This window comes from Chitinilyticum aquatile DSM 21506 (assembly GCF_000430805.1).
GTDB lineage: Bacteria > Pseudomonadota > Gammaproteobacteria > Burkholderiales > Chitinibacteraceae > Chitinilyticum > Chitinilyticum aquatile.
The window spans coordinates 119686-146330 of sequence record NZ_AUMS01000008.1; the positions used below are offsets into that span (position 1 = coordinate 119686).

Genomic DNA, 26645 nt, shown 5'->3' on the forward strand with positions numbered 1-26645 from the left:
CCCTAACGGGTATTACCCAGGGACCCAGTATCAGCAAGATCCAGACGAGCATACCCGTCAGACTCAACCGGAGCCGACACATAATCGGCCAGCTTGCCCTCGACGGCCATTTTCTGCATGACGGGCTTGCCTCCCAGCAACTGCATGGCCAGCGCCAGCAGGATATGAGCCAGGCTGACAAATACCAGCGCCATCCCGGCCATGACATGCACCTGTGATGTCAGCTGCATAGCGCCGCCAGTCATCAGCAGCGGAACCGTCCAGCCCAGTACCTGATAACCGGCTGCGTGAGCAGCCATCAGCAAGGTGCCGGTACAGGCCAGAAACCCCACCAGGCCGTACAGCAACGCGTGCAGCACGCGAGCGACCAGTACCTGTTGTCCATCACACCCTTCCGGCTCGGGCGTGCCAAAGGCGCTGAAAACCAGCAGGCGCAGCAGATTGACCAGAAAGAGCAACTGGCCACTGATCAGGTGAACATTCATCAGCGTGGCATGCCAGGAGCTGAGCCTGCCCACTTGCGTAGCCAGCAGAATGCTGAGCATGCACACCAGTGCCAGCACTGCAACCAGCCAGTGACTGACAACCGAAAGCGGATGATACGACGCAGGAGCAGGAGCGGTCATGGTGGCACGCATCAGGGCAGGTCAATGTCGGTCGGATTTTCCACACGGCCATCCGTTTCGGAATAGAGCCACGCATAGGGCAGACCGATCAGGACTGCGCCACCGACAATATTTCCAAGCGTAGCAGGAATCAGGTTGTTGATCACGAACTCGCCGATGCCGATGTCCGCGCCGGCCAGCATTGCCGCGGGGATGAAAAAGAGATTGGCGATACTGTGCTCCATGCCCAGCGCCACGAACGCCATCACAGGCGCCCAGATGCCGACCATGCGACCCAGCGTATCTTTTGCCGAATACCCCTGCCAGGCCGCGACGCACACCAGCATATTGGCCAGCACGCCCTTGATGAATACCACCAGGAAAGGCTGGTCCACCTTGTGTTCGGCCAGATGCTGCGCATAGGCAGCCCAAGGCTGGTGTGCATCCAGCAGGCCGGTCATGTAAGCAAAGAAAAAGGCAGCAAAAAGTGCGCCGACCAGATTGCCGCCATAAGACACCCCCCAGACACGGAGCACTTCACTCAGTTTGATCTGGCGGCGGTAGAGCGGCACCATCTGGGTGGCACAGTTGGACGTGAAGAGATCGGCACCGGTCAGCACCACGGCAATAAAGCCGACTGGAAAGACTGCTCCGAAGAGCAGCTTGTCGAGCCCGGGATTTTGCGCTGCAAGCGTCGTTGCGCCGCCGGCGACCACCAGCGCAAGCAATGCGCCGAGGGCAATATAGACGCCACCGAGAAATGCCATCACCAGCAGCCGCGGCTGCTGCAGACCCGCCTTGCTGACGGCGGAATCGTTGATGTAATTGACCAGGTAATTCGGAGAAAGAATCTGAGCCATGACAACCAGACAAAAATGACGGAAGAATACGGAATACTCTACGCCGCAAGAGCCTGGCCGGCTTTGTGCATAATTAACAAAAAGGGCGCCGGGCGCCCTTTTTGTATCAATCATTGTGCCAGATCAAACAGCTACTTGACCTCTTCGTCGGCCGCAGCCAGAGCCAGGCCATCCGCCTCGACCTGGGCGTAGCCCAGATGACGGCGTGCCAGCTCGCGATTCACGAACAGCTTCATGGCGATCGACACGCCCAAAGCCACCACGAAGATGCCGGCAAAGACTGTCGTCATTGCGGCATAGCTGCCGGTTGCCTCGCGCAGGAAGGAAGCGAAGGACGAACCAACCAGACCGGCCATGGCCCAAGCTGTCAGTACATAGCCATGAATCGCCGAAACCTGCTTGGTACCGAACAGATCACCGATGTAGGCAGGCAGGGTCGAGAAACCGCCGCCGTAGCAGGTCATGATCAGATACAGCACCACCTGGAATACCAGAACGTCCTTGAGCGACGGGAGCAGGAAGAACGCCACTACTTCGATGAGGAAAAACGCGATATAGGTATTCGGCCGGCCCAGCACATCGGAAAACGCCGCCCAGCCCAGACGGCCACCGCCGTTGAAAAGGCCGATCATGCCGACCACGGCACCGGCTGCCAGCGCACTCATGCCGGTTACTTCCTGCGCCATCGGGGATGCGACCGAAATCACGGCAATACCGCAGGTGATGTTGATGAACATCATGATCCACAAGCCATAGAAGGGCTTGGTTTTCACCGCCTCGTTGGCCGTCATCGGCATCAGGTCCATCGCCACCTTTTTCTTGCCGCTTGCCTGTGCCTCGTCAAAACCGGCCGGTTTCCAGCCTGCCGGCGGCGGCTCCAGATAGCGCGCAGAAGCAAGCATGACCACGGCGTAAATACAGCCCAGCGTATAGAAGGTATTGGCAATACCGACCGACTGGATCAACTTGGCCATCAGCGGCGCGCCAAGGAAGGATGCAAAACCGAACCCCATGATGGCCAGCCCTGTCGCCAGGCCACGACGATCCGGGAACCACTTCATCAGGGTGGACACGGGAGTCACATAACCGGTACCAAGACCGACACCACCGACCACGCCGAAGCTCAGATACAGCAGCCAGAGATTGCCCATGTCAACGGCAGCTCCGGCCCCCAGCAGACCCAGCGACCAGAAAATGCCGGCGAGAGTGCCCGAAAAGCGCGGGCCGCGCTTTTCAACCACATGCCCCATGACTGCAGCCGACATGCCGAGCATGAAAATGGCCAGACCGAAGGTGAATCCGACCTCTTTCAGGCTCCAGCCAAACTGGGCCATCAGCGGCTTGGAGAACACGCTCCACGCATATACCGAGCCGATCGAGATGTGGATGCCCACCCCCGATGCAGCGATCAACCATCTGTTCTTGACCATCACTCGCTCCTGGTTTTGTAAATAATTACGTACATGAATTTTTAACGAGAGTGCCACCGGCCTGCTCCGTGAGAGTTGACAGGCATCAATGAGCACACAGAAGCAACACCCCCGCACGGCGGAAACAAGGAGCTGTTTCGCAATGCCTTTTACATAAGTTAACAAGCAGAAAGGCACACGAAAGGCCGTGCACGAACAATAAAAAAACCGCTGCACGCAGCAGCGGTTTTCAAGACTATCCGGACTGCTGTTGCAATCCTCCCTTCTGGCCAGCAACGGCTTGCAGTCCGCCGGGCATCGGCAAAGCTGGCCTTTCCGGGCAGCCCTAGACCCGGTAGGACAGCGATGTCATCACCCGGGACGACTGCTGCATCAGCAGCTTCACCGGCGCCGGCAATTCTGCGGCACCCAGCTCGACCGCCTTGTCGGCATGGTTCATTTCATCACTGTACATCTGCGCCACGATGGCGCGGCTTTTCGCATCCAGCTCGGGCAACGACTGCAGGTGCGATTGCAGATGGGCGCCGACCTGCCGCTCGGTCTCCGCCAGAAAACCCAGATTCCACTTGTCACCGATCAGGCCGGCCGTTACACCGATGGCCAGGCTGCCGGCATACCACAGCGGATTGAGCAGCGACTTGTGGCTGCCCAGCTCGGCAATCCGCTGTTCGGTCCATGCCAGATGCTCGACTTCCTCGTGCGCGGCTTCGCGCAGGGCCTCACGTGCTGCCGGGTCGCGCGCGGTGAGCGCCTGCCCCTGGTAGAGCGCCTGTGCGCAGACTTCGCCGCAATGATTCACCCGCATCAGCCCGGCCGCATGCCGCTTTTCGGCCGCCGAGAGCTCCGCTTCATCCACCTGCCGGTCCGGATGCGGGCGCACGCTCTGTGCACTGGCCGCCAGAGTGCGCAGCACGGTATCGAATTCGCAAATCAGGGTATCCAGGCTTGGCGGTGCGGGCAGTTTGAACATGTATCAGGCATCCTCGAATCGGTACGGGCAGGAAGGGTGGATTGAAAAGCCGCTCCCGTGCCCGCAATTCTATCATCCTATCACTGCCTGTCGCCCCACTGCAGGGCACGCCGGGCATGCTATATTCTCGACTTCATCGTTCAATTCATTCACGGGCGCCCGCATGAAACGTTTTATTGCCTCCCTCACACTGACACTGCTCAGCTGTGCAGCCTTCGCTGCCAATCCACAAGTGGAACTCAACACCAGCCAGGGCAAGATTGTGCTGGAACTCTATCCGGACAAGGCACCGAAGACTGTGGCCAACTTCCTGCAATACGTGAAGGAAAAGCAGTATGACGGTGTGATTTTCCATCGCGTTATCAATGACTTCATGATCCAGGGTGGCGGCATGACCCCCGACATGAAGGAAAAGCCCACCCGTGCCCCGATCAAGAACGAGGCGAACAACGGCCTGAAAAACGATGCCTACACGATTGCCATGGCCCGCACGCAGGACCCGCATTCGGCATCAGCCCAGTTCTTCATTAATGTGAAGAACAACGATTTCCTGAACTTCACCGATGAAAGCATCCGCGGCTGGGGCTACGCCGTCTTCGGCAAGGTCGTCGACGGCAAGACTGTCGTCGACAAGATCAAGGCAGTACCGACCGGCACCTCCGGCTACCATCAGGATGTGCCGACGACACCGGTCGTCATCCTCAGCGCGCGCGAACTGCCGGCAACTGATGCCAAGACCAAGGCTCCGGCCAAGGCAGGCGCCAGCAAGGCAGCAGCCAGCAAGTAAACTGTAAAAGCAATCCGGGCCGGCGCCGGCGCGCCGGCATCACGACAAGGAAAAAACATGACCAAAGTAAAGCTCAGCACTTCGATGGGTGACATCGTTCTGGAACTCGACGAAGCCAAGGCGCCGATCACCGTTGCCAACTTCGTGCAGTACGTCAACGATGGCCACTACGACGGCACCATCTTCCACCGCGTCATCGACGGCTTCATGATCCAGGGTGGCGGTTTCGAGCCAGGCCTCAAGCAGAAGAAAACCCGCGACAACATCCAGAACGAAGCCAAGAACGGCCTGAAGAACGTGGCCTACAGCATCGCCATGGCGCGCACGCCGGACCCGCATTCAGCCTCCTCCCAGTTCTTCATCAATGTCAGCAACAATGACTTCCTCGACTTCCGCAGCGAAAGCCCGCAAGGCTGGGGCTACGCCGTATTCGGCGCGGTCGTCGAAGGCCGCGATGTCGTCGACCAGATCAAGAGCGTGAAAACCGGCAGCTCGGGCTTTCACCAGGATGTACCGAAAGAGGACGTACTGATCAACAAGGCCGAAGTGCTCGCCTGATCACGATCCTTCACGACGCGGCCTGTCATATCCGATAGGCCGCGTTTTTCTTTGCCCAGCCCGCCGCTAGCCATGACCGCCCCCACCCTGTTCATCGCCGACCTGCATCTGAACCCGAATGACCCGGCCACCGCTGCGGCATTCCGGTCCTTTCTGGAAGGCCCGGCACGCGTAGCGGCCAGCCTCTATATTCTTGGCGATCTGTTCGATTACTGGCTGGGTGACGATCAACTCGACGATCCGTTTTACGCCGAGCAGGCTGCCGCGTTGCGCACGCTGTCCGCTCATGGCGTACGCGTGCATTTCATGCCCGGCAACCGCGACTTCCTCTGTGCGCGCCGCTTTGCGGCTGCCGCCGGACTGAGCATCATCCCCGACCCGAGCATCATCACGCTTGATAATGAGCGGCTGCTGCTCGCGCATGGCGATGCCTACTGCACCGACGATGTCGCCTACCAGCGCTTTCGCCGTGTCATCCGCAACCGGCTACTGCAGGCCATCCTCTGGCATGCGCTGCCGAAAAGCTGGCGCCAGAAGAAGGCGCAGCAGCTGCGCGAACGCTCGCGCCAGAGCAACCGCCGCAAGGATTACCGCATCATGGACGTAAGTGCCGCAGCGATCGACCTCGCGCTCGAAAAAGCAGGCAGCCGCCAGCTGATCCACGGCCATACGCATCGCCCGGCCACGCACGAACACACGCAAGGCCTGCGCCATGTCTTGCCGGACTGGCACGATGGCCAGGGCGGCTACCTGTGCTGGCAGGACGGACAGCTCAGCCAGCACCAACTACACTAAAGGGTATTGCCCTGCAGCCATTTACCAAGAATGGCTACAGGGCAATACCCTTCAAATCCAGATGAATCGTGTGAAATACTGAACAGCAGAAATCGCTGTTACCACCCCCGGCACCATTGCGCACCGGGGAAGCAGGAACGGTCAGGCTTTGGCCTCGGCAGTTTCGCCATCCTCCGTATCCTCGTCGTCATCCCGGCTGTTCCTGCGACCATAGATATACAGGCCGACCAGACCAGCCAGCATCAGCCAGATGCCGAACCTGTTCCAGAATGAACGCTTGATGTCGCTCAGCGGGTATTTGCTGCCCAGTTCAGTGGCCAGCTCGTCGGGCAAGTCGTAGTAGGTGCTGGCTTCCTGGTTTACCAGTGCGATCTTGCAATCCCAGGTCCAGACATCCGCCCAGAAAATGCCGAAATGCTGACAGAAATAGCCAACCTTGGTGTTCACCGGATCATCGACGCCCGCCTTGAAGGACTCCGGCAAATCGGCCACTTCGAACATTTCATCGCCCGTGTTGAAAATCATCGGCGCTTTGGCGGCAAGGGCCGAGCCGCTCCAGCCCAGGGCCAGCATCGCAACCAGCAACAACAGAAAATGGCGCATCACTACTCTCCTCATGAATGACATTGTCAGTATTTTGATATTGCAGCGTCACAATAAATCACACAACGAAAGCATGTCGAATGATTTGAGTCAGAAAAAGGCCAAATCTGTGAATGATGTAACAGCTCGCCAGCCCGCCACGCAAGGCACTTCCGTGCATCCGGCAAACCGGTTAAAGTTGCCAAATCGAACGTTCGTACACCATTAAGCGGCATGGACTTCAACGCCCTTTCCCCTGCCATGCAGTCGCGCCTGGCCAAGCTCGGCATCACCCGCTCTTTCGATCTGGTGCTGCACCTGCCCTTGCGCTACGAAGACGAAACGCAGCTCTACCCGATTGCCGAGGCGCCACTGGGCTGCCCGGTGCTGGTCGAGGCGACCGTCACCAGCGTGGAAAAGCAGTTCAAGCCCAGAAAACAGCTGATTGCCCGCGTGAAGGACGCCAGCGGCACACTGAACGTGCGATTGATCCACTTCTACCCCAGCCAGGCCCAGCAGCTGATGACCGGCAACACGGTACGCCTGTACGGCGAGATCAGAAGGGGCTATTTCGGCGACGAGATGGTGCACCCGAAAATCCGTGTCGGTGGGGAAGAGAAATCGCTCAATGACGCGCTGACCCCGGTCTACCCGACCACCAGCGGGCTCAACCAGAACACGCTGACCAAACTGATCCACATGGCACTGCGCCACACGCCACAGCCGGAAACCCTGCCGCCGGCGCTGCTCGACGAACTGGGCCTGCCCGGTTTCGCACAAAGTGTCGCGCTGCTGCACGCGCCGCCACCCGACATTGCCCGCGTACTACTCACCGAGCGCATCCACCCGGCCTGGCGACGCATCAAGTTCGACGAACTGCTCGCCCAGCAACTAAGCCTGCGCATCGCGCATGCGGTGCGCCGCGAGCGCAATGCGCCGGTACTGGCGCCAGCCGGCACCCTGGCGGCGCAACTGCTTGCCGCCCTGCCCTTTCCACTGACCGGCGCGCAAACACGTGTGGTTGCAGAGATCAACGCCGATCTGGCGCAGGCGCACCCGATGCAGCGGCTGCTGCAAGGCGACGTCGGAGCCGGCAAAACCATTGTCGCCGCGCTCGCCGCCTGCCAGGCCATCGAGGCGGGTTATCAGGTGGCGCTGCTGGCGCCCACCGAAATCCTCGCCGAGCAGCACTACCGCAAGCTGGAGCACTGGCTCACACCGCTCGGCGTCAAGGTGGCCTGGCTGGCCGGCTCGCTGAAAGCCAAGGCCAAGCGCGAGGCGCTGGAAGCCGCGGCAGATGGTTCAGCGCAACTGGTGTGTGGCACGCACGCGATTTTCCAGAGCAAGGTGGAATTCCAGAAGCTCGGCCTTGCGCTGGTCGACGAGCAGCACCGCTTCGGCGTCGCCCAGCGCCTCGCGCTGCGCGACAAGGCCGGCGACATGAGCCCGCACCAGCTGATGATGAGCGCGACGCCGATTCCGCGCACGCTGGCGATGAGCTATTACGCCGATCTGGACGTGAGCATCATCGACGAGCTGCCGCCGGGGCGCACGCCGATTGTCACCAAGCTGATCTCCGACGCCCGCCGCGATGAGGTCATCGAGCGCATCGCCGCCAAGGTGGCGGAAGGCCGGCAAGTCTACTGGGTGTGCCCGCTGATCGAGGAATCCGAAGCGCTGCAGCTGCAGACGGCGGTGGATACGCACGAACAGCTCGCGGAAGAACTGGAAGGCATCACGGTGGGCCTCTTGCACGGGCGGATGAAGCCTGACGAAAAGGCCGCGATCATGGCCGATTTCCTCGCCAACAACATCCAGGTGCTGGTCGCCACCACCGTCATCGAAGTCGGTGTCGATGTGCCGAACGCCAGCCTGATGGTCATCGAGCATTCCGAGCGCATGGGCCTGTCGCAGCTGCACCAGCTGCGCGGTCGCGTCGGCCGTGGCGCGCACGCCAGCCTGTGCGTGCTGCTCTACAGCGGGCCGCTGGGCGACACCGCCAAGGCGCGGCTCAAGGTGATTTATGAAAACACCGACGGCTTCGAGATTGCCCGCCAGGATCTGCAGATCCGCGGGCCGGGCGAGCTGGCAGGCGTGCGGCAATCGGGCGTGCCGATGCTGCGCTTTGCCGATCTGGAGGCCGATGCCGATCTATTGGATGCCGCGCGCGAGGTTGCCGAAACCCTGCTCGCGACCCGGCCGGACATCGTGCAGCAGCATCTCGACCGCTGGCTGCCGGGACGCGAAGCTTTGCTGCGGGTGTAGCAAACAGGGTATGTGATCGCAGCCCATGAAAAGAAAGGGCTGCAAAGCCATAAGCAGTACCGTATATATAAACAAACCATCAGGGCGCGCTGCCCGCCGCCTTCCGGAGCCGCCATGTCCGACCTGCCCCGCCACGAACTGACCATGACCGTGCTGATGACGCCGGATCTCGCCAATTTTTCCGGCAATGTGCACGGCGGCCAGCTGCTCAAGTTGCTTGATGAAGTCGCGTACGCCTGTGCGAGCCGCTATGCCGGCACCTATGTCGTCACGCTGTCGGTTGACCAGGTACTATTCAAGCAGCCGATTCACGTCGGCGAGCTGGTCACTTTTCTCGCCAGCGTGAATCACACCGGTCGCACGTCGATGGAAATCGGCATCAAGGTGATTGCAGAAAACATTCGCGATCGCTCGGTGCGCGACACCAACAGCTGCTATTTCACCATGGTCGCCATGGGGGACGACGGCAAGCCGGTGCCCGTGCCGCCACTGAAGCCGCAAACCGCAGTCGAGCGTGATCGCTGGCAAGCCGCCGAGCGCCGGCGCAAACTGCGCCTGGATGCCGGGGACTGAGGCTGGCCATGCAGAGTGACGGGTATCAGCTCAGCGCCTGGTCCGGGAGGTAAATTTCGTAAGACAAGCCCGAGCATGGCGGGCTGGTGACCTCGATGTCGCCCTTGAGTTGCTGCACCAGATTGAAGATCACACTCAAGCCGAGCCCGTTATTGCCTTGTGCGCGTCGCGTGGTGAAGAACGGCTCGAACATTTGCTGGCGAACCGTCTCGGTGACGCCCACACCATTATCCGCAAAATACAACACAGTCCCTGCCCCCCGGCGGGCTGCATCAATGGTGATGACGGGGTCTGCCGTGCCTTCGAAGGCATGCGTTACGGCATTGAGTACCAGCTGGGCCATGAGTTGCACCACGACACCGGCAGGCAGCAGGACTTCCAGTTGCACAGGAGTGCGATTGACCACCCGAATGCCCTGGGCATCGAGCAAGACGCAATAGGCCTTCATCACCGTATCCAGTTGCTGGGCCAGGCAAAAACGTACGACCTGCTCCTGCTCCTGTGCGACGGCCAGGTGTTTGAAATCACTGACCAATTGGCCTGCTCGCAACAAGTTTTCCACGGTCATGGCCGTGGCCTCTGCAAGCACGCCGGCTATCCGGCGCAACTCGTTGCGCGAGACCTTTTCCTCGCCCAGCAGCTTCTCAAGGCATGCGACCTCATGCTGGATGCTGCTGGACGCCGTTACCGCGACGCCCAGAGGCGTATTGATCTCGTGGGCGATGCCGGCCACCATGCCGCCAAGCGCAGCCATTTTTTCCTGTTCCAGCAAACGGCGATGCGCTTTTTTCAGATTCCGGGTGCGCTCTTCAAGCACGGCTTCCAGTTCAGCCTCGCGGTGCTGATGCTCCAGCTCGGCAGCGGCACGCGCAGAAAAAATCGACAGCAACGACAAGGCGAAGACGCGTTTGGCCTCATCCATCGGCCGGACGTCCAGTGCCACAAGGATGCCCAGCGTACGTCCTTCCGTACCCACCATCGGCATGCCGATGTAGCTCTCGGCCTTCATGTCCATCAACAGCGTATCCAGTGGATACTCCTGCTGGATGCTGCACGGATGAAAGCACATGCTCTGATCAGCGACATTCCGACAGGGGGTATTGGCCAGATCGTACTGCATATTCGCCAGCAAACCACTGCCAGCCCAGACAGCCAGCGTGCGGATCGCTTCATGGCCCTCATCATTGGCGATCACTTCGCCGGCAATGACATACTGAACCGCCATTGCTGCAGCCAGCTCCTGCACCAGCGCCTGGAAAAATGCCTCGCCACTCTTGCGTGATGTTGCCAGAGAGATCGATCGGAGGGCTGCTTCGGCAACCTTTTGCTGCTCGTCGGGTGTAAAGGTGATGGAGGTTTCGGTCATGTCGAGTTGAGTAATGTCTGCCCGCGTGAGTTGAACTATAAGTTGCTGCCTTTTGCATGCAAGCCCGATCTTGCAAGCAGGAATCACTCAGCACAATCCGCAAATGATCCAGTGTCGCCCAACCTGTACATGATGGAATTGGGTGCGGCGAACCGCAAGCGCTACACTGCTACCGTGCCTCGCCCCGCCGGATACGCCATGCACCGCCTGCTGCTTGCCCCGCTTCTTGCCTTGCCACTCCTGCTCGGTGCCTGCTCGCCCGCGCCATCCGCCGCCTTTCAGGGCTATGTCGAAGGTGATTATGTGTACGTGGCCACCTCGCAGGCCGGCCGGCTGGATAAACTGCACGTGCAGCGCGGCCAGAACGTCAGCGCCAGCGCCCCGCTGTTTGTACTCGACGCCCAGCCGGAGGCCGCGCTGGCGGCGCAGGCCAGCGCCCAGCTGGCAGCGGCAGAGGCCACTCTGGCCGATCTGCGCGAGGGCAAGCGCCCGCCCGAACTCGATGTGATCCGGGCACAATTGCGCGAAGCCGAGAGCGAACTCGCCAATGCCCGCAGCAAGGCGACTCGCCATGCCGAGCTGGTCCGCGACAATGCACTTCCCAAAGAAAACGCCGACGATAGTGCGACCGCCCTCGCCGTTGCTCTGGCGCGGCGCGATGCCGTGCAGGCACAACTGAAAGTCGCACAGCTTGCCGCGCGCGATGAGCAGATCCGCGCACAGGAAGCACAGGCAAGAGCACAGCGGGCCCTGCTTGCCCAGGCGCAGTGGCAGCTGCAGCAGAAAGCCGTGCGCAGCACGCAGGATGCGCGCGTGATCGACACGCTGTATCGGAGCGGCGAATGGGTGGCGGCCGGCAAGCCGGTGGTGAAGCTGCTGCCGCCAGGCAACATCCTGCTGCGCTTTTTTGTTCCGGAAGCGGAGCTTGGCAAGCTGCAGCAAGGTATGCAGCTGCAAGCCACACAACAGAATGGCTCCAAACCAATACCTGTAAAAGTTACTTTCATTTCTCCGGTTGCGGAGTACAACCCGCCGGTGATCTACAGCAATGAGAGCCGCCACCGTCTGGTCTTCCGTGTCGAAGCGACGCCAGCAGCGTCCGAGGCAGTCAGCCTCCATCCCGGACAGCCGGTCGAGGTCAGCGCGCCATGACACTGGCAATCGATGTCGCGGGGCTGAACAAGCATTTCGGCGCGCGCCATGTGGTCAAGGACCTGAACCTGCAGATCGGCCGCGGCGAGATTTTCGGTTTTCTCGGGCCGAACGGCAGCGGCAAGACCACGTCGATCCGCATGCTCTGCGGCCTGCTCACGCCGGATTCCGGCCACGGCCAGTGCCTGGGCTTCGACCTGCTGCGCGAGCACCGGGAAATCAAGCGCCGCACCGGCTACATGACGCAGAAGTTTTCCTTCTGGGATGATCTGAGCATCCGCGAGAACCTCGATTTCTTCGCCCGCCTCTACCAGCTGCCGCAACGCCGCCGGCAGGTCGATGCGGCACTGGAACGGCTGGGGCTCTGCAGCCGCGCCAGCCAGCTCGCCGGCACGCTCTCGGGCGGCTGGAAACAGCGCCTGGCACTGGCCGCCTGCATGCTGCACGAACCCGAACTGCTGCTGCTTGACGAACCTACCGCCGGCGTCGACCCGTCGGCCCGGCGCGATTTCTGGGAAGAGCTGCACCGGCTCGCAGCCAGCGGCATCTCGGTACTGGTCAGCACACATTACATGGACGAGGCTGAGCGCTGCCACAAGCTGGCCTACATTGCCTGGGGGCAGTTGCTGGCCCAGGGCAGCGCCGCCAGCATCATCGCCGGGCAGGCCCTGCATACCTGGCAGGTCAGCGGCGCAGCACTCAACCGGGAAATGGCCAGACTGCAGCACCTGCCCGGCGTCGAGCAGACCGTGATTTTCGGCAGCGCGCTGCACGTCAGCGGCCGCAACGAGGCGCTGTTGTCAGCCAGCCTGCAGGCCGCCTGCGCACAAGACCAGCTGACCCTGCAGCGCATCCCGACCGGGCTGGAGGATGTTTTCATCCACCTGATGCAAAGCATCACAGATCAGACGCAAGGCATCACCGATTGGACGCAGCGCGCCCCCGACCAGCCGGCGGAGGCGACGGATGGCCGCTGAACGCTTCAGCTGGACACGCTGGTGGGCCATCGTCCTGAAAGAGTTTCTGCAGCTGCGGCGCGACCGGCTCACCTTTGCCATGATCATCGGCCTGCCCATCGTGCAGATGGCGCTGTTCGGCTATGCCATCAACACCGATCCGCGCAATCTGCCCACCTATGTGGTGAGCGGCGACCACAGCGAATTCAGCCGGCGCCTTGTGAGCGCACTGCAGACGTCCAGCTATTTCCGTGTCGAGGGTACGCTGCCCGATGCAGCCAGCGCCGACCGGATGCTGCGCGGCGGACAGGCCGTATTCGTGCTGCACATCCCGCCCGATTTCAGCCGGCAGCTGGTACGCGGCGAACAGCCGGCGCTGCTGCTGGATACGGACGCCAGCGACCCGCTGGCCCCCGGCATGGCGCTGGCGGCGCTCAACCCCATCGTCGAGCAGGTCAGCCGGGAAACGCTGGCCGGGCCGCTCAGTGCGCTTGCACCGCAGCCGGCGCCATTCAGCGTGATGGTCCACCGCCTCTACAACCCGGAAAACAACACGCAGTACAACGTCGTTCCCGGCCTGATGGGCGTGGTGCTGACACTGACGATGGTGATGATGACGGGGCTTGCCATGACGCGCGAGCGCGAGCGCGGCACGATGGAAAACCTGCTGGCCACGCCGGTGCGGCCGCTGGAAGTCATCAGCGGCAAGATCATTCCCTACGTCGCCATCGGCATGGTGCAGAGCACGATCATCCTGCTGGCGGCGCACTGGGTGTTTCACGTGCCCTTTGTCGGCAGCGTGCTGGCGGTGTATCTGGTGGCGCTGCTCTTCATCGCCGCCAACCTCACCGTGGGCATCACGCTCTCGTCGCTGGCGGGCAACCAGCTGCAGGCGATGCAGCTCACCATTTTCTATTTCCTGCCCAGCATCCTGCTTTCCGGCTTCATGTTCCCGTTCCGCGGCATGCCGGGCTGGGCGCAGGTGATCGGCGAAGTCCTGCCGCTCACGCATTTCAACCGGCTGATCCGCGGCATTCTGCTCAAAGGCAGCCATTGGGGGGAATTGTGGCCCGACATCTGGCCGCTACTGTTGTTTACCGTGCTGCTGATGGGGCTTGCCGTCACCTTCTACCGCCGCACGCTGGACTAGGTGACCTTCGCGGTTTTATCCTGCCCCTCCGACCCCGTTCAAGCAAAGGCGATCCGGCATGGCCCGTTATGCAATCGGCGACCTGCAAGGCTGTTTCGACGAATTCATCAGCCTGCTGGCCCGCATCCGCTTCGACCCCGAGCATGATCGCCTCTACCTGCTGGGCGATCTGGTCAGCCGCGGGCCGAAATCGCTGGAAGTATTGCGCTGGGTAGTGGCCCACCAGCATTGCACGCGGGTAGTGCTCGGCAATCACGACCTGCATCTGCTGGCCTGCTGGGCGCAGGCGACCAGCCGCAAACCCGATGATTCCACACTCAATGTCTTCACCGCGCCGGATGCCGATGTGCTGATGCACTGGCTGCGCTGCCAGCCACTTTTGATCGAACTGCCCGACTACCTGCTCTGCCACGCCGGCATCTGGCCGGGCTGGTCGCTGGATGAAGCCCGCACGGAAGCGCGCCGCGTCGAAGAACAGCTGGCCGGCCCCTCGTACCGCAGCCTGCTCTCCGACATGTATGGCAGCAGCCCGTCCGACTGGGAAACCGCGCGCAAACAGCCGGTCAGCCGTTCGCGCTTCACCGTGAATGCCTTTACCCGCATGCGCTTCATCAATGCCGGCGGCGAACTCGCCATGGCCTTCAAGGGCGACCGGGCGGATGCCGGCTACCTGCCGTGGTTCACCTGGCCACAGCGCCAGCTGCTGGATAAGCCGGTGCTGTTCGGCCACTGGTCAGCACTCGGCATCAAGGTCACACCGGAAATCATCGCACTGGACGCCGGCTGCGTCTGGGGCGGCATGCTGGTGGGGATGAATCTGGAAAGCGGCATGCTGATCCAGACACCTGCCAAGCGCATCTATCAGGCGATCAGCGATTAAACAACCGCTAGACGTATATTTCCACAACCCTTGTATTCAAAGGACTACAGACTCATACCCATTTACTAAAGCAGCAATTGGACAGACTGCCTGATCAAAAACTGGTGAACACAGATGCAAAAACGACAACGCCACCCGAAGGTGGCGTTGTCGTTTGCTGCATGTACTACAGCTGGCGTTTCAGGTCGGTCTGACCGGCAATTACATCATGCCGCCCATGCCGCCCATGCCACCCATGTCCGGCATCGCCGGTGCATCCTTCTTCGGCAGCTCGGCCACCATGCAGTCGGTGGTCAGCAGCAGGCCGGCAATCGATGCGGCGTGTTGCAGTGCGGAGCGGGTTACCTTGGCCGGATCCAGCACGCCCTGCTCAACCATGTCACCGTATTCACCGGTGGCGGCGTTGTAGCCGTAGTTGCCCTTGCCAGCCAGTACGTTGTTGATGACAACAGACGGCTCGTCGCCGGCGTTGGCCACGATCTGGCGCAGCGGGGCTTCGATGGCCTTCAGGACGATCTTCACGCCCTGCTCCTGGTCGTGGTTGGAAGTCGCCACTTCACCGAGGTTGGCGCGGGCGCGCAGCAGGGCAACGCCACCACCGGCCACAATGCCTTCTTCCACGGCAGCGCGAGTCGCGTGCAGTGCATCTTCCACGCGCGCCTTCTTTTCCTTCATTTCGACTTCGGTCGCAGCGCCGACCTTGATCACGGCAACACCGCCGGCCAGCTTGGCCACGCGCTCTTGCAGCTTTTCACGGTCGTAATCGCTGGTGGCTTCGTCGATTTGCTTGCGGATGGTGGCAACACGCGCCTTGATGGCATCTTCAGCGCCAGCGCCGTCGATGATGGTGGTGTTTTCCTTGCCCACTTCGATGCGCGCAGCGCGACCGAGCTGGTCAAGAGTAGCCTTTTCCAGGGTCAGGCCGACTTCTTCGGCAATCACGGTACCGCCGGTCAGGATGGCGATGTCTTCCAGCATGGCCTTGCGACGGTCGCCAAAGCCCGGAGCCTTGACGGCAACAGTCTTCAGGATGCCGCGGATGTTGTTCACAACCAGAGTGGCCAGCGCTTCACCGTCCACGTCTTCGGCGATGATCAGCAGCGGACGGCCAGCCTTGGCAACTTGTTCCAGTACCGGCAGCAGATCGCGGATGTTGCTGATCTTCTTGTCGAACAGCAGCACGAACGGGTTTTCCAGGGCAGCAATCTGCTTGTCCGGATTGTTGATGAAGTACGGGGACAGGTAGCCGCGGTCGAATTGCATGCCTTCAACCACGTCCAGCTCGTTGTTCAGGCTCTTGCCGTCTTCAACGGTGATGACGCCTTCCTTGCCGACCTTGTCCATCGCGTCGGCGATAATCTGGCCAACGTCAGCGTCGGAGTTGGCGGAGATGGAACCAACCTGGGCGATTTCCTTGGAGGTGGTGGTCGGCTTGGCGATGTTCTTCAGCTCGCCAACCAGCGCCACGACAGCCTTGTCGATACCGCGCTTCAGATCGGTCGGGTTGAAGCCGGCAGCAACGTACTTCATGCCTTCCTGAACGATGGCCTGAGCCAGAACAGTGGCGGTAGTGGTACCGTCACCGGCGATGTCGGAAGTCTTGGAAGCCACTTCCTTCACCAGCTGGGCGCCCATGTTTTCGAACTTGTCTTCCAGTTCGATTTCCTTGGCAACGGAAACACCATCCTTGGTGATGGTCGGCGCGCCGAAGGAGCGATCCAGAACCACGTTACGGCCCTTCGGGCCCAGGGTTACCTTAACCGCGTTAGCCAGTACGTTAACGCCATTAACCATCTTGGCACGGGCGTTGTCGCCAAACAGAACTTCTTTTGCAGCCATTTTCAATTACTCCGTATTCGGTAAAAAAACGTGTTGAAGAGCGGATGCGCTCGATTATTCAACAACGGCGAAGATGTCTTCTTCGCGCAGGACGGTCAGTTCTTCGCCATCCAGCTTCACGGTCTGACCGCTGTACTTGCCGAGGATAACCTTGTCGCCAACCTTGACCGACAGGGCACGCACGGTGCCGTCATCCAGCAGCTTGCCAGTGCCCACGGCAACGACTTCGCCCATGTCCGGCTTTTCGGCAGCAGCGCCCGGCAGCACGATGCCGGAGGCGGTCTTTTCTTCTGCTTCAACGCGCTTGATCACGACGCGGTCATGCAAGGGACGAATTTTCATGGTCTTACTCTCCTGATGAATGAGGTGAGAATGGTAAAAGCTTGCAAATCAATGATTTGATTCGGGCAGTTAGCACTCTCGGCTAACGAGTGCCAATGATATGGGCGGGTTTTCCGCTTTTCAAGAGGCGAAAGCGCAAATTTTCACTCAGGCGCTGCGGCGCTCGATGCCATCCCAGCCCAGCGTCGGCGCAAGCTCGGGCCCGACATCGGGGTGCAATTGACGGTAGGTGTCGATCGCATCATGGACGTGATTGAAAAAACTGTCGGCACCGATGGCCATGGTGACGCCATAGCGGTCGAGCGCCTCGCGCAGCGGCCGGTTGCAGCGGGCAAACTTGAGATCGATGCCGGCCTCTTCCAGCTGGCGGTTAAGCTGTAGTAATTGCTCGGCAGCCGTCACATCCAGAAAGGTGATGGCCTGCGCGTCGATCAGCACCCAGCGCGTATCACCGTCATCGGCCACCAGCCGGCTGATGCGCTCGACAAAAAAACCGCTGTTGGCAAACAGCAGCGGTGCATAGAAGCGGTAGACCAGCAGGCCCTGCAGATAGCGCGAATGGCCACTCATGTCCGGATCGCCGGCATCATGAAAGCCCTTGCGCCCTTCCACCGAGCTGAGCACCGCATCGAAGGGGCGTGCCATGAACTGTATGAGGTATGCCAGCGAAAGCATGATGCCGAGAATGATGCCAGGCAATACCCCCACCAGCAGCACGCCAGCCGTGGTAATCAGCGAAAACATGGCCGCCGTGCGGTCGACCCGGTACATCGCATGCCAGTCGCGCACGTCGATGAGACCGAAGCCGGCCACCACCAGCAAGGCCGAGAGCGTGGTCACCGGCAGATAGCGCAGCGAATCCGACAGGAAAAGCAGGAACAGCAGCAGCAGCAGTGCCGCCACCAGCCCGGAAAACGCCGACTTGCAGCCCGCCAGATCATTGATCGCAGTACGTGACTGGCTGGCCCCCAGCGCAAATCCCTGCCAGCAACTGGCCGCAATATTGGCCAGTCCAAGAGCTGCCAGTTCGCGGTTGGGCTGGATTTCATAGCCATTCTTGCGGGCAAAGGCACGCGACAGCAGAATGCCCTCCGGCATCGCCAGCAAGGCAATACCGGCAGCAGCAGGCAGCAGGGTGGTGATTTGCGATAGCGAAATCTGCGGCACAGCCAGCGCCGGCAGGCCGGTCGGCAAGGCGCCGAGCAGCGCGACACCATGCTGATCCAGCCGGAGGAAATAGGCTACTGCAATCGCCAGCACGAAAACCGGCAGCGCCGCCGGAAAGGTCGGGCGCAGCTTGCGCAGCAAGACCAGCAGCCCGATGGACAGGCCACCGACGAGCGCCGTGTTCGGCCTGATTTCCGGCAGGCGACCGGCCAGCTCCAGCATGCGCGGGAAAAACTCCTCCTGCTGCAGGCGCAGGCCGGTAAGCTTGCCAAGCTGGCTGGCGATCAGGATCAGCGCCGCGCCATTCATGAAGCCCAGCAGCACGGGCTTGGACAGCAGATCGGCAATCGCACCCAGCTTCGCCTTGGCAGCAATCAGCATCAGGATGCCTACCAGCAAGGCCAGCTCGCCGGCCAGCACGGCATACTGCAGCGGGTTGCCGGCAGCAAGCGGGGTGACTGCAGCCGTTACCAATAGCGCCAGCGCCGCATCCGGCCCCACAATCAGATGTCGCGAACTGCCAAAGAGCGCGTAGACCAGCATGCCGGCCAGCGCCGTATACAGGCCGCTCTCTGCCGGCATTCCAGCCAGCTCGGCATAGGCCACGCAGGCCGGAATCAGCACCACACAGACACTCAGCCCGGCGAAGGCATCACCCAGCAGGTTGTCGCGTCGCAGGGTGGCCAACCCGGATTGCGACCACAGTGCCATCAGTTTTTCCCTGCCCAGGCGGCTTTGCATGCTCGCTCCTCATTGCCCTCATTCGAGTGTAGCCAGTTTTTGCCGGGCAAACAGGCAATACGGTTTCACCGCGCCACTGCCATGGCTCTGCCGCAACAAATCACAGGGTATACACCCACACCCATTACGCATGAAAGGCCGTAACTCGATACGCGGCAATGTATAAAAAGAAACCCCGGTCATCAACCGGGGTTTGTGCTGCTTGCCCGCAGCTGCTGGCGGGCGGCTGAGCGCCTTTCTAATCCATTAGACCCGGAAGCGGCTGACCAGCTCGTTGAGCGTACGGGCAATGCGCTCGACTTCGTTGGCGTTTTCGGCGGCGTGATGAATCGAGGTGCTGGTTTCTTCCACCATTTGTGAAATGTCCTCGACGCGGCTGGCAATGCTGTTGCTGGCGATACTCTGCTCGCGCGTTGCGGCCGACACTTCGCGCAGGTGCGAGAGGGTATCCTCGGCGCCGGTGTGGATGCGGCCCAGCGATTCAGCCACATTGCGGGCCAACTCGACCCCGCGCTCCACCTGCGGAATGGCATCTTCCATCACGCCAGCGACCGTCATGGTTTCGCCCTGAATGGTGGCGAGCATCTGTTCAATATCGATGGTTGCGCTGGCCGTGCGCTCGGCCAGCTTGCGCACCTCATCGGCCACCACGGCAAAGCCGCGCCCCTGCTCGCCGGCGCGCGCGGCTTCGATCGCCGCATTGAGTGCCAGCAGATTGGTCTGCCCGGCGATATCCTTGATGACGGCGGCAATCCCCGAAATTTCGCGCGCTTTCACATCCAGCTGGCGAATCTGGCCGGTGGCCTGGGTAACGCTGCTGGCAATGTTTTCCATGGTGCTGGTCGCAGAAGTCACCTGCCCTACACCGGTCTGCGCCAGCTCGGTGGCCTGGCGCGAGGCCTGCTCGGTAATGCCGGAGCTGTCGGAAATGTGGTTGATGCTCACGGTGAGCTCTTCCATCGCGGCCGCCATCGAGGTGGTGGCATCGGCCTGCCGGCCTGCTGCCAGCGAGATTTCACGGCTGGAATTGGCAATCTGCGAGGCCTGCCGGCTCAACACTTCGGCATCTCCGCGCACCTGTTTCATGATACCGCGCAAACCGCTCACCATCTCGCCCAGCGAGGCCAGCATGCTGCCGGCCGGAGCGGCGGAAATATCCACCTGCAGATCGCCATCGGCAACGCGGCGCATGATGGCAATGCCATCCTGCGGCTCGCCGCCCAGCTGCTGCAGCACGCTGCGTGTAATCAGCCAGGCCAGCCCGATGAGGATCAACGCCAGCACGACCAGTTTTGCCACACCCTGCAGCAGCAATTCACGATACTCGCGGTCGACATCATCGACATAAATGCCGGTACCGATAACCCAGTTCCAGTCCGGAATCAGCAGGGCATAGGAAACCTTCGGCTCCGGCTTGTCCGACCCCAGCTTGGTGAAGTAATAATCGACAAAGCCGCCCCCACGCTGCGCGGCAGCCGTCATTTCCTTCAGGATCAGTTTGCCGTTGGTATCCTTGAGGTCACCCTTGTTCTGCCCCTCGAACTCGGGCTTGGTTGGCATCAGGCGATAAACCTGGCTGGTATCGAAGATGAAAAAGTATTCCGTCTTGTCATAACGGACCTTGCGCAGAGCAGCGACGGCCGCTTTCTGGGCGTCTTCCTGTGACATCTGCCCGCCCGTGGCGAGACTGCGGTAATGCTCGATCACGCCGGCAGCGGTTTCAACCTGGGTTCGCACCTTGGCCATGCGGTCTTCCATCATGGTCTGTCGCTCGCTGGAGAGCGCCAGAATGGTCAGCACCACCATGCCCAAAAGTGCAATGGCACTCAGTAGCAGCAGACGGGTACGCACCCGCATCGTTAACAGCATTTTCATTTTTCTCTCCCTGAATTGCCCAGCTTGTAATGCCAGTTAAGTGGTTCCAGTCTAGACCGACTGCACTGGTGCGGCTATGGCAGACGGGACTGGATTTATGATGCTTTCGCTCAGCACTCGCTGGTGTCCCTAGTTCCTCACCAGCCGCCCCCCCGCCTTTGCCGTCACCGGACGGGACTGCAACGCGACATTGATACCCTGCGGGCGCAGGTAAAGCCCATACACATCGTCACGCCAGCGCAACACATTGCCTTCCGGCTCGGCCGGCCAGTAGACCAGATACACCCTGACCGGCTCCGCAAGTGGCTGATAACTGCTGCGCCCCTTGGCAACACGCGCCATGACGTCGGCCGGCGGTTTCTGCAGCACCCAGCCGGCCAGATCCTCCCAGCGCTGTACACGCACACAGCCGGATGACGCCGTGCGGGTTTCGCGCTCGAAGCCGCTTTTCTGCGGCGTGTCGTGCAGATAGATGTTGTTGCTGCTGGTCAGCACGAATTTGAGCTTGCCCAATGCATTGCGGTCACCGGGCGACTGGTAGTAGCGATAGGCAAACAGATTGGCTTCCGGGTCGGCGGCAACAACAGCCGGATCAACGGCCTCGCCCTCGGCATTGAGCATGACCAGCTTCTTCTGCCGCAACTTGTCGGTATCCAGCCGGCCCTGCTTGATCAGGTCGTTCTTGACCACGGTCGGCGGTGCCGACCAGGACGGGTTGTACTGCAGGGCAACGATCTGGCTCGACAGCAACGGCGTCTGCCGGTCAGGCCGGCCGATCACCACGCGTGACTGCAGCACGGGCTGGCCAGCCTCATATGCGGTCAGCATGAAAGCGGGGATATTGACGACAACAAAGCGCTCGCCGCCACTAGCGGCAAGGGCTTCCATCTGCGGCAACTGCCACTGCAGCAGCCTGAGCCGGGTGGCATTGTCGAGGTTCAGGTTATAGCGTGTCTGCCGGTCGACTACGCCATCTTCCTTCAAACCCTGATCTTTCTGGTAGTCCTTCACGGCCAGCGTGATCGAGGCATCGAACTCGTCGCTGTGATTGGCCGGATAACCCAGCTCGCGCAGGCGCTGCTTGAGGAGTGCAACAGCAGGGCCGCTCATGCCCTCTTTCAGCGCGGGGCCGGCTGGCAGCACGGTCTGCGCCACCACAGGGGCCGCCTGCAGACGGCTGATTTCAGCACGTACCAGATCAAGCGGCGTTGCATTCAGGCGCGCCAATGGCAGCAGCAGGAACAGTGTCAGAAGGGATACGACGAGAGGGTGGAAACGGATGAACATTGCGGATGACCGATCGGAACCTGAGGGTTAAGGGGTACTCCTCATAGTAGGCAAGCCCCGAAACTTACGCAGCACCATTGCAGGGTAAACAGCGCAAGTAAGCACAGATCAGGTTTGGCAAGCCACATACATCAAGCTGTATATGACCACAGCCATTTATTCTGAATGGCTGCAGTCATATACCCATCAAAAACTAAAAGAGAAGAATATCACTCGTCTCATCCGCCGACTGTGGCGTTTGTGCCGGCACCTCGCGCGCAACCAGTGACGACAACTCGGCCAGAATGCCGTCGAAGTGGTTGTCGAGCATCAGCCCGGCCTCGTAAAGTGCTGCCGCATCAAGCGCGGTGCTGTCGATATGCTGCAAGATGCTGCGTTCCTGCTGGTCACTCAAACCCAGGCTGGTGAGCAGGGGATCGAGGTTGTAGCGCATGCTGTCGAACAGCTGCATGGTGCTGGACTGCTGCAACTTGTAGTTCTGCTCCAGAATGCCGATCACGTCGCGCAGATGGCGCAGCGATTGCTGGATCATTTCGCTCTGCTGGCGGTTCAGCGCTTCGATGCGGATGCCGTGCAGGCGGTGGTCGGCCGCCTCGACCATGATGGCCAGGTGGTCGCGCAGCCGGCCGACGTAGCTTTCATCGTCCAGTGGCAGATCCTTCACCTGGATGATCAGGCCGGGGTAGTTCACCACCAGCCGGTGGCCATACTGGAAAATGCGCGCCCCTTCTTCGGCGTGCTTGGCCAGCAGCTCGGCCTCGAGCGGGCTGGAGCGACCTTCGGTGTTCAGGGTTTTCTGCTCGCCCTCCAGACGCACCTGAGCGGCGGCTTTCAGATTGAAGCGGCTGGACAGCGTCGAGAGCAGCGCCTTCAGCAGCGACTCGGCATCCATGCAATGCATCGCGCGCTTGATGAAGTCGATCACGCCCCCCATTTCGCTGGTGTTGCTGATCGCCAGCAGCGCCACCTCGTTGGCTTCCTGCAGCGAACGCTGCAGGCGCTCGGCGTCTTCATTGATGCGCAGCAGCAGCTCGACCTTGCGCTGCAGTTCTTCGAGATTGAATGGCGCGCCCAGATAGTCATCCGCACCGGCCAGATAGGCATCCAGCCGCGCCTGCTCGCTGCTTTCTCCCGCATGATGATTGATGAAGAGAATCCGCGTGTCGGGCCGGGCGCGCCGCATGATGCGGCACAGCTCGTGACAATCGCCGGCGTGCAGCTCGGTGCTCAGCAGCACGATCGCCGGCTTGAGCTCGGCCAGATCCTGCAGTGCCGCAGCCGGCGATGCCGCCACGCTCAGCTCGCCCAATCCCGCCAGACTGTCGGCAATCAGCGCACCGGTTTGCCGCGCATCGTCCACCACCAGAATCTGTTTGCCCATGACCTTCTCCGCTCTTTCTTGAAACACAATTTATTCTTACTTTTCAAAAAAGCATGTCAAGACCGCGCTAAGGCGGGAAGTGCCGCAAGGCTGTCGCTCGTCCCAGCCCTCATGCGAGAATCACCATCCACACGGAGTAGAAGCATGAACACGAATTCGCTGCTTTCCCGCAGCCTTGCTGCGGTCTGGCACCCCTGCACGCAGATGAAGCACCATGAAACACTGCCCCTGTTACCGATTGCCGGCGGCGAAGGTGTCTGGCTGCAGGATTCCGACGGACGGCGTTATCTGGACGCTGTGTCGAGCTGGTGGGTCAACCTGTTCGGCCATAACGAGCCGCGCATCAAGGCAGCCATCCGCGAGCAGCTCGACCGCATCGAGCATGTGATGCTGGCCGGCTTCACGCACGAGCCGGTGGTGGCGCTCTCGGAACAGCTGGGCGAGCTGACCGGGCTGGGCCATGCCTTCTACGGCTCGGACGGCGCCTCGGCCACGGAAATCGCACTGAAAATGGCAGCGCACTACTGGCGCAACCTCGGCCAGCCGCAGAAATCGCGGTTTGTGTATCTGCAGGACAGCTACCACGGCGAAACGCTGGGCGCGCTGTCCGTTACCGACGTGCCCATCTTCCGCAGCGCCTATGCGCCGCTGGTACGCGACAATTTCATAGTCATGAGCCCGGACGCTCGCCGCGCCGAAGCCGGCGAAAGCGCCCGGGATGTGGCCGAACGCGCCGCGCAGGCACTGGAAACAACGCTCGCCGCACATCACAGCGAGATTGCGGCGGTGATCGTCGAACCGCTGGTGCAGGGTGCAGCCGGCATGGCGATGTACGACCCGCTCTACCTGACACGCGCGCGCGAACTGTGCGACCGCTATCAGGTGCTGCTGATCGCCGATGAAATCGCTGTCGGCTTTGGCCGCACCGGCACACTGTTCGCCTGCGAGCAGGCCGGCATCCGCCCGGACCTGATCTGCCTGTCCAAGGGCATTACCGGGGGGTATCTGCCGCTAGCCGTTGTGCTGTGTACCGATGCGATCTATACCGCCTTTTATGATGACAGCAGCGCGCGCGCTTTCCTGCATTCGCACTCCTACACGGGCAACCCGCTCGCCTGCGCGGCCGCCCTGGCCACGCTGGCGATTTTCCGCAGCGATGACGTGATTGCCCGCAACCGGGACAAGGCGGCACGCTGGTCGGAAGGCCCCTTTGCTGACCTGGCCGCACATCCGCGCATCCGGAACTGGCGCCAGCAAGGCATGATCTGGGCCGGCGATGTCAGCGCTGCACCGGAAGGCTTCGCCCGCAAGCTCTATCTGGCAAGTCTGCAACAGGGCATCCTGCTGCGGCCGATAGGGTCTACCCTGTACTTCATGCCACCCTATATACTGGATGACAGCGACGCGGCATTTCTGGCCCGCGGCACCCGTGCGGCGCTGGATGCCGTACTGAACGACTGACCTGCGACCCACCCATTATGCCCCTGCAGCTTTCCCTGCCCGACTACGACCCCGCATTGAACGGCTCGGCCGAGACCAATCCGAAAAAGCTGAAGGAATGGCTCATCGCGCTGCCGACCGGCAATGTGCAGGAGGCAGGCCGCCAGATCAACGATGCGCTGAGTACGCTCAACCGCATCAAGCTCGACCCGGACGAACGCGCCAGGCTGCTGAACGAATACCAGACCACGCTCGAACTGCTCTCGGGCAGTTTCGAGCTGTGCTATGCCGCCAGCGGCCTGCCGCTGAAAGATGCCGCGCGGGCCGCTGCACAACTGGTGCGCAATCTGTGGCTGGAGCTGGCCATCGGCTGGAAACGTGCGCTGTTCGACCGCAGCGAAAAACGTTTTGTGCTGAACAACGGCAAGATCCTGCCCGGCTTCGTACTGGCGGTACTGCACTGCTACTGGCGACTCTACCAGGTAAGCTGCCGGCTCTACATGACGCTGCCACCGGGCGTCTGGCATGACGCACACCAGATGTTCCTGCTCGGCGTTGAAGGACGCTATCTCGACGAACCCAAGGAAAACGGCGCCGAGCGCTGCATTGCCGGCATGTACAAGCGCCTCTTGATGCTGGCACTCGCTGACCCCTTGCGCTTCGCCGGACCGGAAGTCGAAAAGGTGCTGGAACTCACCGAAAGCTACGCGCATCTGGCGCATTTCCAGCCAGTCACCAAGCTCAGCAATGCTCCCGGCTTTTTCCTGATCGAGCTGGAAACCGACAAACCCGCACAATTCATCGGCACCCGCCACATCGAACTCTCGGACGGCAAGCTGATTCTGCTCGACACGCACGAGCTGGAGCACAAGCTCAGACGGGTCGAACAGGGCATCGAAGCGAAAGCCCCCACGGCCAGCGACCGCGGCAAGGTGCTGGCCTGGCTGGAGCTGGTGCGCCGCGTGGCACGGCAGTGGACCATCACGCCGCAACGGCTGTATCAGCGCATCCCCGCCGAGTCGCTCGTCGAGCTTGCCGCCGGTCTGCGCGCAGCCACCTTCATTCTCAACAATGGCCAGGCCATCCCCGTGCAGCTGGCCGACGGCAGCACGCCGGACAGCACACAGCCGCACGCGGATGACCTGCTGCTGAGCAGCTGGCACGTTATCAACGAAAGCCCGGGGGGCTATGCCATCCGCCTGGACACCTCGCCCAGCGAGCGCCTGCGCGCCGGCGAAATCGTCGCGCTGCGCAGTGGCGTCGATGCAGGCTGGCTGGCCTGCTCGATCCGCTGGCTGCAGCAGCATGAAGATGGCGCCATCGAAATGGGCCTGCAGGTCCTCTCAGCCCGTGCCGTCCCGCTGCTCTTGCGGCCCAGCATCGGCGCCGAGCACCTGCCCTTCCTGCCCGCCCTCCTGCTGCCGGAAATTCCGGCACTGAAACAGCCGGCGCGCATCGCCGCCAGCAAGGGCGTCTACACCCCGCTGCGCGAACTGATTCTGGTCAACAGCGACGGCGAGCAACGCGTGCGCGGCAACCGCCTGTGCGAGCAGCAGATGGGCTACGATCTGTTCGAATTCCAGCCCTCCGAAAGCTGAAGCCGGATATCTAGCGGGGTATACCCCTGCAGCTCTTATAAATAAT

Annotated in this window: 22 protein-coding genes and 1 pseudogene; 11 read left to right on the top strand and 12 right to left on the bottom strand. The window is 61.3% G+C overall.

The genetic code is table 11. From position 1 onward, the window contains the following. Positions 1 to 2: 2 nt before the first annotated feature. The 4 genes from H559_RS0107265 to coq7 form a co-directional block, all read right to left on the bottom strand. Positions 3 to 638 (bottom strand): cytochrome b/b6 domain-containing protein, encoded by a 636-nt coding sequence (locus tag H559_RS0107265; RefSeq protein ID WP_028452159.1) that lies wholly within the window; start codon positions 636 to 638, stop codon positions 3 to 5. Beyond that, positions 638 to 1465: a formate/nitrite transporter family protein gene (locus tag H559_RS0107270; RefSeq protein WP_034640141.1), complete on the bottom strand. Its 828-nt coding sequence runs from the start codon at positions 1463 to 1465 to the stop codon at positions 638 to 640. The genes H559_RS0107265 and H559_RS0107270 overlap by 1 nt, the downstream gene beginning before the upstream one ends. A gap of 131 nt (positions 1466 to 1596) precedes the next feature. After that, a complete protein-coding gene (locus H559_RS0107275) occupies positions 1597 to 2895 on the bottom strand; it encodes an L-lactate MFS transporter (RefSeq protein ID WP_034640144.1) in 1299 nt (432 codons plus the stop codon). A 325-nt stretch (positions 2896 to 3220) separates the two neighbouring features. After that, positions 3221 to 3865 (bottom strand): 2-polyprenyl-3-methyl-6-methoxy-1,4-benzoquinone monooxygenase, encoded by a 645-nt coding sequence (coq7, locus tag H559_RS0107280; RefSeq protein WP_028452162.1) that lies wholly within the window; start codon positions 3863 to 3865, stop codon positions 3221 to 3223. Positions 3866 to 4028: 163 nt separating this feature from the next. Here coq7 and H559_RS19345 point away from each other — a divergent pair, with 163 nt between their 5' ends. The 3 genes from H559_RS19345 to H559_RS0107295 all read left to right on the top strand — a co-directional run bounded on the left by H559_RS19345 (position 4029) and on the right by H559_RS0107295 (position 6005). Continuing rightward, on the top strand, positions 4029 to 4652 hold the full coding sequence (locus tag H559_RS19345; protein ID WP_081412919.1) for a peptidylprolyl isomerase: 624 nt from the start codon (positions 4029 to 4031) through the stop codon (positions 4650 to 4652). A 57-nt stretch (positions 4653 to 4709) separates the two neighbouring features. Further along, positions 4710 to 5210 (top strand): peptidylprolyl isomerase, encoded by a 501-nt coding sequence (locus H559_RS0107290; protein WP_028452163.1) that lies wholly within the window; start codon positions 4710 to 4712, stop codon positions 5208 to 5210. A gap of 72 nt (positions 5211 to 5282) precedes the next feature. Further along, positions 5283 to 6005, top strand: a complete 723-nt coding sequence (locus H559_RS0107295; RefSeq protein ID WP_034640147.1) for a UDP-2,3-diacylglucosamine diphosphatase — start codon at positions 5283 to 5285, stop codon at positions 6003 to 6005. A 141-nt stretch (positions 6006 to 6146) separates the two neighbouring features. Here H559_RS0107295 and H559_RS0107300 read toward each other — a convergent pair whose 3' ends face one another. Further along, entirely contained in the window at positions 6147 to 6608 is a 462-nt protein-coding gene (locus H559_RS0107300; RefSeq protein ID WP_028452165.1) for a hypothetical protein, read from the bottom strand. Positions 6609 to 6755: 147 nt separating this feature from the next. On the opposite strand from H559_RS0107300, the pseudogene recG reads away from it, so the two are divergent. Both recG and H559_RS0107310 read left to right on the top strand, forming a co-directional pair. Then, positions 6756 to 8852 (top strand): annotated as a pseudogene (gene recG / locus H559_RS0107305) (ATP-dependent DNA helicase RecG); the annotation flags it as partial. Between the two features lie 114 nt (positions 8853 to 8966). Then, entirely contained in the window at positions 8967 to 9425 is a 459-nt protein-coding gene (locus H559_RS0107310) for an acyl-CoA thioesterase (RefSeq protein ID WP_028452167.1), read from the top strand. A 25-nt stretch (positions 9426 to 9450) separates the two neighbouring features. Here H559_RS0107310 and H559_RS19350 read toward each other — a convergent pair whose 3' ends face one another. Further along, positions 9451 to 10791: a sensor histidine kinase gene (locus H559_RS19350; protein ID WP_051279051.1), complete on the bottom strand. Its 1341-nt coding sequence runs from the start codon at positions 10789 to 10791 to the stop codon at positions 9451 to 9453. 198 nt (positions 10792 to 10989) lie between these two features. On the opposite strand from H559_RS19350, the gene H559_RS0107320 reads away from it, so the two are divergent. Genes H559_RS0107320 through H559_RS0107335 form a run of 4 tightly spaced genes read left to right on the top strand, consistent with a single transcriptional unit; the run spans position 10990 to position 14929 of the window. Then, positions 10990 to 11943, top strand: a complete 954-nt coding sequence (locus H559_RS0107320) for an HlyD family secretion protein (protein ID WP_034640263.1) — start codon at positions 10990 to 10992, stop codon at positions 11941 to 11943. After that, positions 11940 to 12920: an ABC transporter ATP-binding protein gene (locus H559_RS19355; RefSeq protein WP_051279053.1), complete on the top strand. Its 981-nt coding sequence runs from the start codon at positions 11940 to 11942 to the stop codon at positions 12918 to 12920. The genes H559_RS0107320 and H559_RS19355 overlap by 4 nt, the downstream gene beginning before the upstream one ends. Then, complete coding sequence (locus tag H559_RS0107330) at positions 12910 to 14049, top strand: ABC transporter permease (RefSeq protein WP_028452169.1); 1140 nt, start codon at positions 12910 to 12912, stop codon at positions 14047 to 14049. Before H559_RS19355 ends, H559_RS0107330 begins: the two co-directional genes overlap by 11 nt. 58 nt (positions 14050 to 14107) lie before the next feature. After that, a complete protein-coding gene (locus H559_RS0107335; RefSeq protein ID WP_028452170.1) occupies positions 14108 to 14929 on the top strand; it encodes a symmetrical bis(5'-nucleosyl)-tetraphosphatase in 822 nt (273 codons plus the stop codon). Positions 14930 to 15130: 201 nt separating this feature from the next. On the opposite strand, the gene groL is transcribed toward H559_RS0107335, so the two are convergent. The 6 genes from groL to H559_RS0107365 all read right to left on the bottom strand — a co-directional run bounded on the left by groL (position 15131) and on the right by H559_RS0107365 (position 23561). Beyond that, a complete protein-coding gene (gene groL / locus H559_RS0107340; RefSeq protein WP_028452171.1) occupies positions 15131 to 16768 on the bottom strand; it encodes a chaperonin GroEL in 1638 nt (545 codons plus the stop codon). Between the two features lie 54 nt (positions 16769 to 16822). After that, positions 16823 to 17110 (bottom strand): co-chaperone GroES, encoded by a 288-nt coding sequence (groES, locus tag H559_RS0107345; RefSeq protein ID WP_028452172.1) that lies wholly within the window; start codon positions 17108 to 17110, stop codon positions 16823 to 16825. Positions 17111 to 17257: 147 nt separating this feature from the next. After that, positions 17258 to 19018, bottom strand: coding sequence for a SulP family inorganic anion transporter (locus tag H559_RS19360; protein WP_051279055.1), 1761 nt, complete (start codon positions 19016 to 19018; stop codon positions 17258 to 17260). A gap of 246 nt (positions 19019 to 19264) precedes the next feature. Next, positions 19265 to 20893 carry a methyl-accepting chemotaxis protein gene (locus H559_RS0107355; protein WP_051279057.1) on the bottom strand — a complete coding sequence of 543 codons (1629 nt, stop codon included), beginning with the start codon at positions 20891 to 20893 and terminating at the stop codon, positions 19265 to 19267. A 129-nt stretch (positions 20894 to 21022) separates the two neighbouring features. After that, positions 21023 to 22180, bottom strand: a complete 1158-nt coding sequence (locus H559_RS0107360) for a L,D-transpeptidase family protein (RefSeq protein ID WP_028452174.1) — start codon at positions 22178 to 22180, stop codon at positions 21023 to 21025. Positions 22181 to 22373: 193 nt separating this feature from the next. Then, positions 22374 to 23561: a response regulator transcription factor gene (locus H559_RS0107365; protein WP_028452175.1), complete on the bottom strand. Its 1188-nt coding sequence runs from the start codon at positions 23559 to 23561 to the stop codon at positions 22374 to 22376. Positions 23562 to 23705: 144 nt separating this feature from the next. Here H559_RS0107365 and bioA point away from each other — a divergent pair, with 144 nt between their 5' ends. Together bioA and H559_RS0107375 are read left to right on the top strand one after the other, a co-directional pair. Beyond that, complete coding sequence (bioA, locus tag H559_RS19365; protein ID WP_034640151.1) at positions 23706 to 25022, top strand: adenosylmethionine--8-amino-7-oxononanoate transaminase; 1317 nt, start codon at positions 23706 to 23708, stop codon at positions 25020 to 25022. A 17-nt stretch (positions 25023 to 25039) separates the two neighbouring features. Then, complete coding sequence (locus H559_RS0107375; protein ID WP_028452176.1) at positions 25040 to 26599, top strand: cyclic-di-GMP receptor FimW-related protein; 1560 nt, start codon at positions 25040 to 25042, stop codon at positions 26597 to 26599. Positions 26600 to 26645 lie beyond the last annotated feature (46 nt).